At 68.3% G+C, this 15,149-nt stretch carries 15 protein-coding genes and 1 pseudogene; 8 read left to right on the top strand and 8 right to left on the bottom strand.

Annotated features, from left to right (window positions below; genetic code table 11):
• Positions 1–14: 14 nt before the first annotated feature.
• From ACIBR0_RS14110 to ACIBR0_RS14085, 6 genes are all read right to left on the bottom strand, one after another.
• Positions 15–593: a hypothetical protein gene (locus ACIBR0_RS14110; RefSeq protein WP_396715535.1), complete on the bottom strand. Its 579-nt coding sequence runs from the start codon at positions 591–593 to the stop codon at positions 15–17.
• Positions 590–1,930: a hypothetical protein gene (locus ACIBR0_RS14105; RefSeq protein ID WP_396715533.1), complete on the bottom strand. Its 1,341-nt coding sequence runs from the start codon at positions 1,928–1,930 to the stop codon at positions 590–592. Before ACIBR0_RS14105 ends, ACIBR0_RS14110 begins: the two co-directional genes overlap by 4 nt.
• Positions 1,927–2,733 carry an ATP-binding cassette domain-containing protein gene (locus ACIBR0_RS14100; protein WP_396715531.1) on the bottom strand — a complete coding sequence of 269 codons (807 nt, stop codon included), beginning with the start codon at positions 2,731–2,733 and terminating at the stop codon, positions 1,927–1,929. Before ACIBR0_RS14100 ends, ACIBR0_RS14105 begins: the two co-directional genes overlap by 4 nt.
• Before the next feature lie 14 nt (positions 2,734–2,747).
• Positions 2,748–3,554: a zf-HC2 domain-containing protein gene (locus tag ACIBR0_RS14095; RefSeq protein WP_396715529.1), complete on the bottom strand. Its 807-nt coding sequence runs from the start codon at positions 3,552–3,554 to the stop codon at positions 2,748–2,750.
• Positions 3,551–4,090, bottom strand: coding sequence for an RNA polymerase sigma factor (locus tag ACIBR0_RS14090; RefSeq protein WP_396715527.1), 540 nt, complete (start codon positions 4,088–4,090; stop codon positions 3,551–3,553). Before ACIBR0_RS14090 ends, ACIBR0_RS14095 begins: the two co-directional genes overlap by 4 nt.
• A gap of 67 nt (positions 4,091–4,157) precedes the next feature.
• The gene (locus ACIBR0_RS14085) at positions 4,158–4,844 is read right to left on the bottom strand and encodes a TetR/AcrR family transcriptional regulator (RefSeq protein ID WP_396715525.1); all 687 of its coding nucleotides are present in this window, start codon (positions 4,842–4,844) and stop codon (positions 4,158–4,160) included.
• Positions 4,845–4,945: 101 nt separating this feature from the next.
• On the opposite strand from ACIBR0_RS14085, the gene ACIBR0_RS14080 reads away from it, so the two are divergent.
• From ACIBR0_RS14080 to ACIBR0_RS14055, 6 genes are all read left to right on the top strand, one after another.
• The gene (locus tag ACIBR0_RS14080) at positions 4,946–5,680 is read left to right on the top strand and encodes an NAD(P)-dependent oxidoreductase (protein ID WP_396715782.1); all 735 of its coding nucleotides are present in this window, start codon (positions 4,946–4,948) and stop codon (positions 5,678–5,680) included.
• A 68-nt stretch (positions 5,681–5,748) separates the two neighbouring features.
• The gene (locus tag ACIBR0_RS14075; RefSeq protein WP_396715523.1) at positions 5,749–6,471 is read left to right on the top strand and encodes a DUF4386 domain-containing protein; all 723 of its coding nucleotides are present in this window, start codon (positions 5,749–5,751) and stop codon (positions 6,469–6,471) included.
• Between the two features lie 80 nt (positions 6,472–6,551).
• Positions 6,552–7,271 carry a DinB family protein gene (locus ACIBR0_RS14070; RefSeq protein ID WP_396715521.1) on the top strand — a complete coding sequence of 240 codons (720 nt, stop codon included), beginning with the start codon at positions 6,552–6,554 and terminating at the stop codon, positions 7,269–7,271.
• A gap of 419 nt (positions 7,272–7,690) precedes the next feature.
• Positions 7,691–9,700, top strand: coding sequence for a hypothetical protein (locus tag ACIBR0_RS14065; protein WP_396715519.1), 2,010 nt, complete (start codon positions 7,691–7,693; stop codon positions 9,698–9,700).
• A gap of 31 nt (positions 9,701–9,731) precedes the next feature.
• Complete coding sequence (locus ACIBR0_RS14060; protein ID WP_396715517.1) at positions 9,732–10,127, top strand: hypothetical protein; 396 nt, start codon at positions 9,732–9,734, stop codon at positions 10,125–10,127.
• Positions 10,128–10,373: 246 nt separating this feature from the next.
• On the top strand, positions 10,374–11,033 hold the full coding sequence (locus ACIBR0_RS14055; RefSeq protein ID WP_396715515.1) for an acVLRF1 family peptidyl-tRNA hydrolase: 660 nt from the start codon (positions 10,374–10,376) through the stop codon (positions 11,031–11,033).
• 457 nt (positions 11,034–11,490) lie between these two features.
• Here ACIBR0_RS14055 and ACIBR0_RS14050 read toward each other — a convergent pair whose 3' ends face one another.
• Positions 11,491–13,830 (bottom strand): hypothetical protein, encoded by a 2,340-nt coding sequence (locus ACIBR0_RS14050; protein ID WP_396715513.1) that lies wholly within the window; start codon positions 13,828–13,830, stop codon positions 11,491–11,493.
• A gap of 151 nt (positions 13,831–13,981) precedes the next feature.
• Here ACIBR0_RS14050 and ACIBR0_RS14045 point away from each other — a divergent pair.
• Positions 13,982–14,088: pseudogene (locus tag ACIBR0_RS14045) on the top strand (transposase); the annotation flags it as partial.
• A gap of 161 nt (positions 14,089–14,249) precedes the next feature.
• Entirely contained in the window at positions 14,250–14,543 is a 294-nt protein-coding gene (locus ACIBR0_RS14040; protein WP_396715780.1) for a GNAT family N-acetyltransferase, read from the top strand.
• Between the two features lie 101 nt (positions 14,544–14,644).
• On the opposite strand, the gene ACIBR0_RS14035 is transcribed toward ACIBR0_RS14040, so the two are convergent.
• Entirely contained in the window at positions 14,645–15,028 is a 384-nt protein-coding gene (locus tag ACIBR0_RS14035; RefSeq protein WP_396715511.1) for a VOC family protein, read from the bottom strand.
• Positions 15,029–15,149 lie beyond the last annotated feature (121 nt).

The raw sequence follows: 15,149 nt of genomic DNA, 5'->3' as shown, positions 1-15,149 counted from the left end.
GCGGAAGACCGGGGCTATCGGCGGCCCCCGAAGGCCGCATGTGTGACCACGCCTACGAAGGCGATGGTTACGGCGGTGGCAGTGGCCGACGTAGTGCCGGCCGGCTGCATCATCCAGGTTAAGACCTCGCGGTACGCAGGCGAACTCGCCGGCCCGGACAGAAGCACCGTCAGAGTCCATCCGACGGGCAGAAGCCAGGCCCACTGAGCCCCCCAGGCAACTCCTCCGAGCGCGAGCAGTCCCCCGACCCCGGCGGCGTCCCGGACCAGGAACTCCACCGCTGCCACCGGTTCGCTCACAAGCGCCGGCATGGTGGTGACGACGGCAGCGGTCGCCATGACGGCGAGGATGTGTGCGGCCCGCCGTGGCAGCCAGGCGAGCGCAGCCGTCCGATCCAACGCGGGGTCCGCGCCGGCGAGCCCCGGCCCGAAGACGACGGTCGCCACCAGCACGGTCAGCAGCGCGATTGAGAGTCTGAGCCGTGGCACATCGGTCGCTTGGCCCAGCCACCACAACACGGTCACCCCGGCCAGCGCCGCCCCTGCCGACGTGGGGATGCCTCGGCATCGCAGGTACAACGTCAGCCACCTCATCGGCTGTCACCGACGAGGACTTCGAGCAGGTTCACCTCGTCGCAGGCCAGTGCCGCCTCCCGCAAAGCGGTAACGCGGTCCCGCTGCTCGGTCGCCGGTAGCGATTGAAGCTTCTCCCACGCCCGAAACGCCGCGTCGCCATACTCGCCGGACGGCGGTCGCCCCCCGATCAGCCAGGCCGCGGCCGCGAGCCGTGCGGTGTGGTGTGATCGGGCCGCAATCGGCTTTCCGATGATGTAGGGACACGGCCTCGTTCCCGCCCCGTCCAGCAGTCGCCACCGCAGCTCCTCAGGGGTTGCCTTCGCGCCTCCCCAGGGGTCAAGCTCGAGATCTACGAGCAGGGTGTCGCGCGGCTGTGGTCGGGGCTGCGCGTCGTACCACGATGCGGGTGTCTCCCGGACGGACATGGGTGCCTGCGGCAGCTTCGCCGACAGTGTCGCGAGCGCCTGCCGCGCCGGTTCCCGTAGATCCGCCAGGGCAGTGGCATGCACCCTGGCCACACAGACCTGGAGCCCCGCATCGGAGCTGCACACCAGAGCGGCGGCCTCCGGATCGGGCACCGGCAGCCGCTGCCGGTCAGCGGGCAGCAGCGCCAGGGCCACGACTGCCGCGACCACTGCCGGCAGGAGGCCGACCAACCGCGCGGTCCGGGTGGCGCAGACGAAGCCGGCAAGACCGGTGACGGCCAGGCCGGCCAGCCACACGGTGTGCGCGGCACTGACTCTGCCGGAGACGGTCACGAAGTCGCCCCAGAACCCGAACGGCGATGGCGTCAGCAGGTGAACGACCTTGGGTACGTGGGAATATCCACGATCGGTGATGGCGACGATCGCCACGGCGGCACCGACGACAGCGGTGACAGCCGGTGTCAGACGCGACGGCACGAGCGCGCCGACGGTCATGCCGAGCCAGGCGCCGGACACCATCCAGAGGACGCCGACACCGGCTATCACCACGGATTGCCCCGGCAGATAGCTGGCGAACACCCCGACCTGGGCCACGCCGGCGGCGTACATCAGGACGTAGCCGACCGCTGCCGACAGAGCCATCGCGGCGGCCGCCGGCAGGCCGCGCTGCCAACGCGGCCGGGCGGTCGTCGAGATCAGCTCGTCGGTGCGGGACCTGCGATCACGGCCCGCGTGCCAGGCGCCCAACCCGAGAGCCATGGGCCAGAGGATGAACAGGAACTCCCGCTGCCAGAGCGCCAGGAGCATCCACCGGCCACCCCAGCCGTCCACGGCGACATACAGCAGCGCGGCGCCGAGCAGAGCGGTCCCGGCAGCCGCCGACAGGGCACCTGAACGAAGGATCTCGATGCGAAGGATCCGTCCGGTCACGCCGCGCCCTCCGCGGCTCGGTGCCGGCGCAGCAGCTCGGTGTACCCGCGTTCGGCCGAGCTGTCGCCCACCATCCCCGCCTGACCCGCCCCCACCAGATCGGCAGGTACACCGTGGAACACCACCCGTCCGGCGTCCATCAGCACCACGTCCGTGCACGCCGCGACCACGTCCTCCACCAGGTGTGTCGAGACCAGTACGCAGGTGTGTGTGCCCAGCTCACGCAGCAGCGACCTGAAGTCCATCCGCTGCTCGGGATCGAGACCCACCGTCGGCTCGTCCATCAGCAGGATCTCGGGGTCGTTCACGATGGCCTGCGCGATGCCCGCCCGCCGGAGCATGCCTCCGGACAGCGTCTTCATCCGGGAGTTGCCACGATCGGGGAGCCGCGTTCTTTCCAGCGCACGCTGAACCGCGTCCGGCACGTCGCGCGCGGGCACTTCCTTCAACCAGGCCATGTATTCGATGAACTCCCGCACCGTGAATCGGCCGTAGAAACCGAACTCCTGGGGCAGGTACCCGATCGATCGCCGCAACGTCCGTAGATCGAGCCGCCGGTGTATGGAGTGGCCCAGCAGTTCGAGGTCACCACCGGCCGGGCGCAGCACGGTCGCGAGCACCCGCATCAACGTCGTCTTACCGGCGCCGTTGGGCCCGAGCAGCCCGTGCACGCCGACGCCCAACGACAGGTCGAGTCCGTTGACCGCAAGGTGCCGCCCGGCCCGCACTCGAAGGTCCCGCGCCCGGATCGCCCATGCGTGCGTCGTCGGCGCCACCGACGCGGCGCTGATCGCCTTCTTCATTCCGTACTTCCTCTTCATCGAAGCTCAGCGGCACTGTTGCGACGGGCGATCAGTACGAGGGTCACGACCACTGTCAGCGCCGCCCAGCCCGGCAGGGCGGCCTCCGTCAGCAGCACCGACATTCGGGCGGTGACGATGCTCGGCCCGATGACCACCGCCGCCCACAGCAGCGCCAGCCCCGCCGTGGCCCGCGGCAGGCCGACCACCTCACCCAATGCCAGCGCGCACATCGTGAAGGCCAGACACGGCAGCAGCCAGCGGGCTGGGGAGGCGCCTACCAGCCAGCCGGCCGCGGCGAGCACCGGAATGACCACGACAAGGACGACCAAGGTACGCCGTAACACCAACCCGAGGCCCGCACGCGCTGTCGCGGCGACCATCTCGTGGGCCGGATCGACCCGCCGCGTCCAGGCGGTGGCGACTCCGAGAAACGGTGCCACCGGAGCGAGGAGGACAACCAGCGATGGCAGCGCTCCGCCCCTGGCCGCCGCAGCCAGGTCGAAGCCGAGCGCGACCAGGACCACCAGCACCGTCGTCGCGAGCCAGGGAACGAACACCGGCGTCACCCACCGGGTGGACCGGGAAGGCAGCCACCGACGCCGTACGGGTGCCGGTGCGGTAGCGGACACCGAAGCATCCAGACCCGTCCGGACACGGGCCAGCAGCGCCGCCGTGTCGACGTCGCCCACCTCGGCCAGGCGGCCCCGGCAGGCCGCACACTCCTCCAGATGTGCCTCCATCGCCCACAACACGTCCGGCGCGATACCGGTGTCGCCGCCGACGTACCGGCCCAGCAGGCCAGTCGAGATGTGTGCGGTCATGACAACGCCTCCCGCAGTGCCAGTCGCGCACGGCGGGCGCGAGTCTTGACCGTCCCCTCCGGCAGACCGAGCAGGACCGCGGTCTCGTGGACCGTGAGTCCGTCCACCACCATGGCGTGCAGGACCTGGCGCAGTTCCGGTGCCAGTCTGCGCAGAGCGTCGCCGACCTCGTCACCGACCGTGCCGTCCAGCGCCACGTCCTCCGCGGCCGGTGGGTTCTGCGATGCCAGTGGTAGCGGTACGGCCTGCGAATCTCTCGCACGCCGCCGGAACGCGTCGATCAGCCGGCGCGCGGCGATGGACCACAGCCAGCCGAGCCCGCTACCGGCGCTCACGCCCGCGAACGAATCCGCCGCCCGCCACACCGCCAGATACGTCTCCTGCATGACATCGGCGACCAGGTCGTCGTCATCGCACCGGCGACGGAGCCGGACCAGCAACCACGGGGACGTCCGGCGATACAGCTCGTCGAAGGCCGCCCGATCGCCACGAGCGGTACGCCGCACCAACTCCGCTTCATCCACCCTCACACCCATACAGACGCCCGACCGACAAGATCAGGTTCTCGCTCCGCGTGCTCGTGGGGAGCTCGGGTGCCGACGGTCACCGCCAGCCCTCGCGGTGTCGCTCCAGCCCGTCGAGGATCAGGTCGAGCCCGATGTCGAACTCCTCGGCGTACGCGTAACCAGGTTTCAGGGCGCGGTCGACGATCATCTCGGTGAGGTGCGGGAACTCATCGCGGGGCATCTGTTTCAGAATCGAGCCTGCCACGTTTTCGAGGTCGACGGATGACGTGAAGGGCAGGCTGAGCTCCTGGAGCGCGAACCCGTAGAGGTAGCTGTCCAACACCGAGACCGCGTGCGCCGCACCGGCGATCGAGAAGCCGCCCGACCGAAGGCAGCCGATCACCGCGTTGTGGTGACGCAGCGTCGCGTGGCCGGGGTTTGTCCGTGAGTCCATCAGGCTGATCGCCCACGGGTGGCGCACCAGTGCGGCGCGCATCGAGACTGCCCGCCGTCGCATCGCGGCCCGCCAGTCGGCGTCGTCCGAGGGGAGCTCGATCTCCTCGAAGACCAGGTCGACCATGCCGTCGAGGATCGCGTCCTTCTTGCGGAAGTGGTGGTACAGCGACATGGCCTCGACGCCGAGCCGCTCGGCGAGCCTGCGCATGCTCAGCGCATCGGTGCCGGCCTCGTCCGCCAGAGCGACCGCCGCGCGGAGCACCCCGTCCTTGCTGAGCGAGTTGCGGCGGGGCGTGGGCGTGGGCGTGCCGGCTGGTTCCGTTGTCACGAGGGCCCTCCTACTCAGGCTGTTCGAACACCTTGACAGCCTTACATCGTAAGGCTATACCTTACAGCGTAAGGCTGATGGCGACGTGCGGAGGAGCAGGTATGGAATTAATCGGTTTGGACGCAGTCGAGAAGCCGGGTGCGGGAAAGAGGGTGTGCATCGTCGGCGCATCCGGGAAACTCGGTCGCTACATGGTGCAGCACGCGTTGGACCAGGGTTACGAGGTCGCGGGTGTGTGCCGGGAGCAGAGCGTCCACAAGCTTGCCGATTTCGCGGGACGGATCACGGTGTTCCCCGGAGCGACCGACGACCGTGCGGTGATCGCACGGGCGGTGCGCGAATGCGATGCGGTGCTCACGGTGTTGGTGCCGTGGGGGGTGCGCCACTATGCCTCCGGTACCGCCCAGGCTGTGCTCGACCACGCGCGTCCGGCCGCCCGCCTGGTGTTCTCCTGCGGTTGGCACGTCGCCCGCGATGAACAGGACGTGTACACGCGAAAGTTCAAGATGTACGCGGCCGTGTTCGGCCGACTGGCGAAGCTTGCCCGTGTCGTGGACGTGGACGACCAGGTGGAGGCGTGCCGCAGGATCTTTGCCAGTGACACCGACTGGACGGTCGTGCGGGGCAGCGACCTGGAGGAGGGTGACGGTCAGGGCCTGCCGGTGTGGAGCCGGCACGTCGGTGACCCTGTCCTGGCCAGCAACCTGACCCGCCGCGTGGACTACGCCCGTTTCATGGTCGAGGCGGTGGCGAACGACGCTCTCGTCCGAGAGGCCCCGGCCATCGTCGGCCGGCTGACCCCGTCGGCCCTCGCGCACGCCGACGGGGCGACGTGAGCGGTCGAGGTACGTCCAGGATGCTTCCCCGGCTGTTCCACAGGGCATGAACCAATGGAGGACCAACCGTGACCACACCGAAGACGCTCGCGAGGATCGCGGGAGCCCTGTACCTGATCGTCGCCGTGTTCACCATCTTCGCCGGGCTGGTGAACGCGAGCATCGTCGAGTCCGAGGACGCAACTGCCACGACCGACAACATTCGCGACTCGGCCACCCTGTTTCGCGTCGGCTTCGTCAGCGAACTGCTGGGGGCCACGGTCTTTCTGTTGACGGGCATGGCCCTGTACCTGCTCCTCAAGCACGTCAACCAGCCGGCTGCCGCGGCGATGGTCACCTTCGTGGCGGTCAGCGTCGCGATTCAAAGCCTGAACCTCCTCAACCAGAATGCGGCGCTGACGGTCGCCACCGGCGAGGACCACACCGCCACCTTCGGCCCGACAGGTTCGGCCCAGCTCACCCTGCTGTTCGCCGACCTGCAACACAACGGGTACCTCATCGCCCAGACGTACTTCGGCCTGTGGCTCCTGCCGCTGGGCTACCTGGTCGTCAGGTCGGGCTACTTCCCCAAGATGTTGGGCGTCCTGCTGATGATCGGATGCCTCGGTCACCTCGTGGACGTGTTCGCGCGCCTCCTTGCCCCCGACTTCGGCGCAGACATCTCACCGTTCGCCATGACCCCTGCGGCCGTCGCGGAACTGTCGTTCGCGGTGTGGCTGCTGGTCAAGGCCGTGCGGATTCCCGAAGCCGACACGGCCCACGACGGTGACAGGGTCGCCGCGTACCGGTAGTCCCCACCGACGCTCCCCCAGCCGGTTGTCGGCCCCGGCCGCTAGCATCGCCGCGATCGACAACGGGAGGGAGGGGTGTCATGGCCCAGGGCGACGTCACAACGTTCGTCGACAGGGACCTGCGGGGCGCCCGGTTCAACAGGTCGACGTTGGCCGGTGCGGTGATGCGCGGCGTCGATGTGCGCGGGCTCGATATCGATGCGCCGTGGCTTGCGGACGGCACACTGCTGATCAACGGTGTCGACGTCGTGCCGCTCGTTGAGGTCGAACTCAACCGGCGGTTTCCGGGGCGCGAGCTGAAGAACGCCAAGGATCCCGATGGCCTGCGCACGGCGTGGACGGCACTGGAGCGGGCCTGGGCGGCCGCGGTCGACCGGGTTGAGTCGATGCCCGAGGGCACCAGCGACGTCTCGGTCGATGGCGAGTGGTCGTTCGCGCAGACCCTGCGCCACCTCGCGCTCGCCACCGACGCATGGCTCGGCAAGGCCATCCTGCGCCTGCCGCAGCCCTTCCATCCGCTCGGGCAGCCGCACGCCGAGTACGAGACGGATGGATTTGACATGTCGGTCTTTGCCACGGCGCAGCCGAGCCTCGCCGAGGTGCTCGATCTGCGTGCCGGGCGGCAGGCCATGGTGCGGGACTTCCTCGCGAACGTCACGCCGGATCTGCTCGCCGAGCCTCGGCCGACCGCGTGGTCACCCGAACATGAGGAGCCGATCCTGCACTGCCTCCACGTGATCTTCGACGAGGAGTGGGAGCATCTCCGCTTCGCACTACGCGACCTCGACGCGCAGGAATAGGGGGACGCACCTCGAACGAACCCTTTGGACTCGATGGAGCTCACCGAGCTGTCGATCAGCGACGGACCGACCGCGACCCGTTGGACGCGCGGATCGCGGCATGAGCGAGCACCTAATCGAGCGCGCGTTCACACGGTCCCTCGGTGCGAGCCTGGTGTGCCTGAGAAGTTGTTCGGCCACCCAGGCCTGCCGGTGCCCGGGAAGGCAACCACAGCGTGAGCCGGGATGTACTCAACGGCGCCACCGGCCAACTGGCGGACACTGCTGACCGCCGGCCCGGCATCCCACTGCCGTACGCGCTCCGGTCGACTGGCCGCCGGCCACCGGCGCCCGTCTGTGACCGTGCAGACAGCCGGAATCGCGTTTCTCCGATTGGCGATCGCTGCGTAGGATCTCCGGCGATCTAGGGGGATGAAACGGTGGGCGATTTCCAGCAGTTCGTGGCGGATGTGACTTCGCGCCTGTCCACGATGTCCAGGGGTGAGTTGTACGCCGTCGGCGACGGTCTTGACCGGGACTCACTCTGGCTCACCTTTCTCGGTTCCTTCCCCGCCGGCACCAATCTGCGGTTCCGTGAGCGATCCGAGTACGACTGCTCGACCTGCCGCGGTTTCATCAAGCACTTCGGCAACGTCGTCGAGATCCACGACGGGCGGGTCCGTACCGTCTGGTCCGGGGGGTCGGCATCCGACCCGGTCTTCTCCGTCGTCGCAGCCGCTCTGGACGAGTTCGTTCTTTCGCTTCCGTTGTCCACCATCTTCCGGTCCACTCAGGCGCAGTACGGGACGAAGACCACCCGAACGCTGCGCGACGGCCAGGTCGAGGTGTGGCACCACCTGCACGGCCGGGTGGAGAAGCGGCATCGCATCGAGGACGTCGGCGCGGCACAGGGCAACTTTGACGCCGCGGTGCAGGTCTTCCAGCGTGGCCTGGCCGAGCTGACCCGGCACGCTCTGGACACCGTCGTCGACCTCGTCGACGACAACGCCCTCTACCGCGGCGCGGAGCATCGCCGGGCGGTGACCGAGTTCCGCTCGCTGCAGAACCGGTGGACCCAGGCGACCGACCGGCGTGCCTTCGTCTTCGCCAACGCCATGAACCCGGCGGCCCGGTTCCGCAACACGGTGATCGGCACCCTCGTCCAGGATCTCTCCGCGGGCGTCGACCTGGAGCAGGCGGTCCGGTCGTTCGAGGCGAAGGTGGCGCCGCAGAATTACCAGCGCCCCACGGCGTTGATCACCCCGGGCATGGTCAAGGCCGCCATGAGGACCATTGCCGAGCTGGGCATTGAGGAGTCGTTGCAGCGACGGTTCGCCCGGCTGTCCGACGTGTCGGTCACCAACGTGCTGTGGGTCGACAACGACACACAGGCACGGATGAAGGACGGCATCGAAGGGCTGCTCATGCAGGCGGCCACCACCCGGTCGTCAGGTGCGCTCCTTCGCGACGCCAAGCCGGAGGAGATTCCCGTGGTCTCCTTCATGAAGGACATCCTGCCCGGCGCCGCCACCATCGACCTGTGGGTCGCCAACACCTACGAGCCGCACCTCGTCAGCCTCACCACCGGCCGGCACCCGGCTGCTCCGCGGTTGTTCAAGTGGGACAACGATTTCGGCTGGTCGTACGGCGGCAACGTCACCGACTCGATCAGGGAGAAGGTCAAGCGGGCCGGCGGCAACGTCACCGGCAAGCTGCGGGTGAGCCTGTCCTGGCTCAACCACGACGACCTAGACCTGCACGTGTACGAACCCAACGGCGACCACATCTGGTACCAGGAGAAGCGCAACAAGCTGGACGTCGACATGAACGCCAGCGGGACGCTCTCCCGTGAGCCGGTGGAGAACGTCACCTGGACCGACCGTGTCCCCGACGGTGAGTACCGGATCGAGGTGAACCAGTACCGCAAGCGGGACAGCACCCAGGTCGGCTTCGTGATCGAGACCGAGAGTAACGGGAAGATCGAGCATTACAGCCACGAGCGCGCGGTCGGCCACAAGGAGACCGTCGAGGTGGGCCGGATGACGGTTGTCGGCGGGGTGATCACCGCTTTCCGGCCGGGTAAGGACGTGCAGCCGGGCACTGCGGGCAAGGAGTTGTGGGGCATCACCACCGAACAGTTCGTACCGGTGTCAACCATCATGTACTCGCCGAACTACTTCGACGACAACGAGGTCGGCAACCGGCACTACTTCTTCATCCTGAAGGGGTGCGTGAACGACCAGCCGACGCGGGGGATCTACAACGAGTTCCTCCGCAGCGACCTGCAACCGCACCGCAAGGTGTTCGAGGTTCTCGGCGACCGCACCAAGTGCGAGCCGTCTCCGGATCAGCTTTCCGGCCTCGGCTTCAGCTCCACGGTCCGCAGCTCTGTGGTCGCCAAGGTGACCATGACCGGCGGCCGGCGCCGCCTCATCAGCATCCAGTTCTGATTCCCTATCCAGATATCCCAGAGAGGCTACCGTGACCATTTTCGAGAAGGCCACACGGGAGAAGTTCCGCTATCCGTCGGCCAAGGGACTGCTGACCACGGAACAGCTGTGGGAGCTTCCGCTAACCGCCAGGTCCGGCTTCAGCCTCGATGATGTGGCCAAGGCAGTCAACGCCGAGCTCAAGGCCGTCGACACCGAGTCGTTCGTGGCCACCGAGGCCAATCCGGCCAAGGCAGCCTTGGAGACCAAGCTGGAGGTCGTCAAGCACGTCATCGCCGTCCGCCTCACGGAGGACCAGGCGGCGAAGGCGGCGGCGGCCAAGAAGCTGGAGAAGGAGAAGCTGCTGGCGGTCCTGGGCCGCAAGCAGGACGCGGTCCTGGAAAACCTGACCGAGGCAGACCTACTGGCCCGAATCAACAGCCTGTAGCCCGCCGACAATCAGCGTCTGCCAGCGGACCCGCACATCGCCGAGAAGTACGGTCGCCATGCAAAACCTGTGCGGCCAGGCCGGCGCTCACGGCCACTTCTCGGCGAACTCACATCGGTACAACAGCGACCGCGACGCACTCTCATCGGCAGAACCGAGCATCAGCTGAGCTGTGTTCGATGGCGCGACCCGCTTCATGTGAGCATGGTGGGTGCAGGCCGGCCGTTCCCGATAGGTGGTGTTCACGTGGTGAAGGCGCGACCCGCCGCGGGTGGCGGGCGGTGGGTGGAGATCTCACCGGAACGGATTCGTGGTTGGCTCGACGGCTTCTACAGCCGCCACGACGGCGCCACCGAGCAGGGCCTCGTCTTGACCGGCGTGAGCAACGGTGATACCGCCACGCTGTATCCGCCGCCGGGGCTTGCCGACCCTAAGGATGTCGACACGCTGCTGGCCCGCACCCTCCGACCGCCCCGGATCGCCGTGCTGCTGGCCCGTAAGGGCGCGGTTGCCGCCGGTGTCGCGGACGGAACGACCATCACCGTCTCCAAGGTCGAGCGCTTCTACGTGCAGGGTCACACCGCGGCCGGCGGTTCCTCGCAGCAGCGCTACGCACGTCGCCGCGCCAACCAGGCCCAGGCTGCTACTCAGCGGGCTGCGGACATCGCCGCGCGGATCATGCTGCCCTATGCGCCCGGTGTTATCGCCGACCCTCACGATGCAGTCAGTGCCCTGGTCTGTGGCGGCGACCGGTCGATGATCGACGCGGTGCTGACAGACCGGCGTCTGTCGCCACTGGCACTGCTGCGTCATCCACACCTGCTCGAATCCGCCGAGCCCCGTCTGGCCGTCCTGGAGGATGCGGCGGTTACGGCCAGACGGATCCGCGTCCATCTGATGCCGTGACCACGATCAGGTCCAGCAGGTCGACGACGACCGACCAGGATGATGTACCACGGCCCAACAGTGCCGGACCTGTACGCGATGTCCCGTAACCCGCCCGCTCTGCGGCAAATCAGTGCGTCAGCGTGGAATTTTCAGCAGCCCGGATCATGGGTGGGTGCCGAAAGCCGCTGCTGGGGCGGCGGTTGAGGATGCCCGGACGCGGCGGATCGCCGCGACATTGATCCCTGCCGCGAGAAGTCCAGCCATGAGGTAGCTGAAGGCCCCGTCCTGCGCCTGCCAAGAAAGTCCGGTGATGCCGTAGACCACCGGCACCGGTGCGGCGAGACCGAAGGGGGCCGCGAGGCCGAGCCCCGACTCTGCCGATGGTCGGTCGTCGGCGCGGGGACGTCATACGAGGCGGCATCTGTAGCGCCCAGCTCGTATGACGGCACCCGCGACCGGACCAGGCTGCCCCCGATCACCGCAGCAGGCTTGCAGCCTTGGCGACCGCCTGTTTGAAGCTTGTCAGCGCCTCGTCGTAGTTCGCAGCCTCCAGCCGACTGCGACCGGTGGCGATCAGGTCCGCGATCCTCTCGAGCTCCTGGGTCGACGCCGGGCTGGCCTCCTGCGCCCTCGCCAGCTGGGTCCTGGCGATCGCTTCGCCGGTGAGCCCGACCTGCCGCAGCTCGGTAGTCACCGACGCGCCGCGCGACTCCGCGGTGAGCAGGTACGACGTCGCACGGCTGAGCTTGGTGAGGGCGGCAACCGGGTCCTCGGCCAGCAAGGCGTCCACGGCTCCGTTGGTGGACGCGCCGCCGTGCTTGCCGATGAGCTGGTCACGTGCCGAGAGCAGGGCGGACCGTGCGGTCGGCGTGACGTCCGGCAGCATCGCGGTGAGGTGGTCGGCGATGTCCTGGATCACCTGGGTCGGTGTGCGGATCACGAAGGGGACCGTCGACGCCGCGGGCGCGAACTGCCCGAAGCGCTGGGTCTCAAAGGTGAGCTCGTAGCTGCCGGGCGGCAGATCCGGCGGTGCGCTCACCGTTGCCAGGCCCTTCGCGTCGGTGGTGGCGGTGGCGGTGAACGCGACGAGATCGTCGCGGGTGAGGGTGAACGTCATGGTGGCTCCCGCGACACCGGCGCTGGGGTCGTCCTCGGGCGCGAGCCGGGCGGAGAAGGTGGGCGTGGAGCCGGCCGGTGCCAGCGCGAGCAACCCGGCGAGGTCGAGCCGGGTGTTCCTGAGCACGACCTCGACCCTCAACGGAGAGGTCGTCACGACGGCCGAGTTGGTCTGGCTCCAGCCTCGGATTGCGATGTCGTACGTGCCGATAGCGGCGTCGGCGTTCGGGGTGAGGGTCATCCGGGCGAAGGAGGTCTCGCCGGCGCAGAGGATCCGGGCTCCCCGCGTCATCGTCCAGCCCGACGGCAGGTTGACGGGCTCGAAGAAGAACGTGTCGCAGCCGGACTCAGCCGTGTTCATGATCGGGACATCGATCGTGCGCGCGCGCCCCGCGACGGCGCGGACCGGGCCTGCCTGGTCCACCGGGTAGGTGTCGACCAGAATGCCGGGTCCGGGCACGTCGAAGTACGCCCGGATCGTCCCGCCCCGGGGCCCGATCGCTCGGACAGCCACGCCGGTCGGTGTCCCGTCGGCCCATTCCCGGTGCATCGTCCGCTGGGGGGTGTCGGGGTCGGAGGGATCCCAGGCGTCGCGGGTCGACCCACCGTAGTTGTTCGAGGGGGTCGTCGTACCGTCGGGCAGCATCGGCTCGATCGGTCTCCGGCCGGTGGCAACGCCCAACGAGCTGTCGTTGACGCGCCAGATGACCAGCCCGGAGTCGCTGGCGTCCTGGTCGTAGCTACCGGGCGTCCGTTCGCGGTTCTCCAGGATGAAGTAGTCGTCCGTGCCGCGGTCTGGGTCGTACAGGATGAAGGAGTCGCCGGTCGTGTCGGCCCTCCGGAGGTCGTAGAAGCCATCGGCCTCCACCACGGTCGGCGTGATCCAGCCCAGGTGCATCTTCGTCCAGGAGTTCGGCGCGAACAGGGACGTGTCCGGCAGCCCGCAGGTGGGTCCGGCGAAGTCGAGCCGGCCGGCGCCGAAGCCGTAGAGGTCCGCCATGTCGGTCAGGGCGTGGCCGTTCTCGTGGATGATCGTGATCAGGTTGGTCGCGGTGTTGACCAGGGGCACGAGCAGGGCGTTGAGGTTGGTGCCGTCCAGCGTGACAGGGTCCACGGCGGCGGTCAGCCCACAGCCCTCACCCAGCGGGAGACTGGGTTCCGCCTCGAGCATGTTGACGACGATCTCTTGGTTGTCGAGCCGACCGTTCCCGTCGACGTCGTAGGTCGAATAGTCGAAGTAGGGATCGGCGAGCTGGAGCAGCGCCTTGTTGCGCTGCGGGATCGGCGTGGCGAAGAATTGCGCCTTCGTCCCGGGATAGTGCACCTGCACGACGCCGTCCTGTGCCATCCCCTCGTTCTCTGAGGCCGGGAAGACGAACAGGTCGTTGAAGGACAACCGCCGGAAGAAGTCGCCGACGCTCGGGAACGTGGTGCTGGGGAAGCCGGTGCCGAAGTAGCGCCGGGCGACCGTCGTGGCGTCGAAGTCGCCCGGGTAGTCGACGTCGTCCCAGCGGATGTAGATCACGAGGAGGGCCCGGTCCGCCTGACCACCCGTACGGCTGAACAGCGGCCGGTTCACGTGCGTGGTGCCGGGGTGGGAGAAGTCGTGCGACGGGGAGGGGTACGGCCCGGCCAGGGCGGGCGTGGCGAGGCTGAGGGCGACGACGAGGACCACGAGTAGGGTGCCGGCTCTGCGCATGATCGCCTCTGAAGGCTAGTGACGGCTCTCACACCATCTCTACGCTCGTCGGAGCGCAGCAACAATGACCCGTTCGGTTATCCCGGGCTCCGGAATCCAGGCGGCGGACCGCCCGGGTCTGGTTGCCCCCGCGCCTGCTGAGTAGCGGCTGATTCTGTGGAAGCTGCGCACGGGCGCTCCGTGGCGTGACCTGCCGGAACGTTTCGGGCCGTGGAAGACGTGCCACGAACGCTGCGCCGCTGGACGGCGGACGGCACCTGAGATCGGATCCTGGCCGCGGCGCAGCTCCACGACGACGGCACACCGGTGCAGTGCCGGGACCGTGGGCCGACGGACGTAGTCGGCCGGCGAGTGCTCCAGGATGGCGTCGATGACGCAGACCCGATAGAAGTTGACCACGACCGACAGGCGTCGCGAGACTGTCGAGGGTTGGTGCCGGCGTACGTCCTGCAGCCAGCGCACGTACCGCTCGATGTCCACCCGCGCCATGGCGAACGGATCAAGGACCTGGTGGGTGCACCAGCGTAGGAAGAGCGCCGAATCACCGCGGGCGCGGGCTGGCACGTGCCGTTGCCTCCGTAGCAGCCGCAGACGGCGTGGCGAACCATCTGCTGCCGCAGTGGGGGGCCCGCCCGGAACCCTCCCGCCGAGTGGCGCGGGCGCTGGGATTCCGCCAGCTCGGCGCCCAGCTGAGCATCCGAATCGGAACCTGAGCCCACACACCAGTCGCCGGGGCGACGGCCGTGCCGAGCGCGGCGCGAGTCGCGCGACCGGCGGCAGATCCGGATACCGGAATACGCCACTGATCATGGCATCAAGCGACGCAGAACTCGTTGCCCTCGGGGTCCTGCATGACGACGTGCCCGAGGACGTCGCCGTACCACTCCTCGCGGACCACCGTCGCGCCGGCGGCAACCAACTCGGGCACTTTCTGCCGGATCAGTCGGGCGCGCTCGGCCATGTCCCAGGGGCCTGGACCGGCCACCCGGACATCGATATGCATGCGATTCTTGCTGGACTTGCCCTCTGGCACCTTCAGGAAAGCAATGGCAGGGCCGCGGCCATCCGGGTCGACGATGGATGCGTTGTCGGGCTCGTCGAAACCGGATTCCTTGACGTAGCCGAGGGCCAGCGCCCAGAAGGCAGCGATCCGCTGGGGATCATCGGCATCGCATCCCAAGGTCCAAAAAGTCGCCACGGCGCCACCGTACGGGGGCTGCGACCCGCTGTCATCGGCAGAAGCATGCCCCTCGGGTCGACCGCTACTGCCGAGTCACCGTCCGCCAGTGCCACTGCCCGCTCCCCGCAATCCTCAGTCC

Source organism: Micromonospora sp. NPDC049497, from assembly GCF_044465805.1.
In the GTDB taxonomy this organism is placed as follows: Bacteria; Actinomycetota; Actinomycetes; order Mycobacteriales; family Micromonosporaceae; genus Micromonospora.
The sequence above is the reverse complement of the archived record's forward strand: the minus strand, read 5'-3'. Positions and strand labels throughout refer to the sequence as shown.

What these genes read in the sequence shown, in the direction of transcription:
- ACIBR0_RS14070 (WP_396715521.1), top strand. Translation starts at nt 6,552, where the DNA reads ATGGCCCAGGGCGACGTCACAACGTTCGTCGACAGGGACCTGCGGGGC.
- ACIBR0_RS14095 (WP_396715529.1), bottom strand. Translation starts at nt 3,554, where the DNA reads ATGACCGCACACATCTCGACTGGCCTGCTGGGCCGGTACGTCGGCGGC.
- ACIBR0_RS14100 (WP_396715531.1), bottom strand. Translation starts at nt 2,733, where the DNA reads ATGAAGAAGGCGATCAGCGCCGCGTCGGTGGCGCCGACGACGCACGCA.
- ACIBR0_RS14110 (WP_396715535.1), bottom strand. Translation starts at nt 593, where the DNA reads ATGAGGTGGCTGACGTTGTACCTGCGATGCCGAGGCATCCCCACGTCG.
- ACIBR0_RS14050 (WP_396715513.1), bottom strand. Translation starts at nt 13,830, where the DNA reads ATGCGCAGAGCCGGCACCCTACTCGTGGTCCTCGTCGTCGCCCTCAGC.
- ACIBR0_RS14080 (WP_396715782.1), top strand. Translation starts at nt 4,946, where the DNA reads ATGGAATTAATCGGTTTGGACGCAGTCGAGAAGCCGGGTGCGGGAAAG.
- ACIBR0_RS14090 (WP_396715527.1), bottom strand. Translation starts at nt 4,090, where the DNA reads ATGGGTGTGAGGGTGGATGAAGCGGAGTTGGTGCGGCGTACCGCTCGT.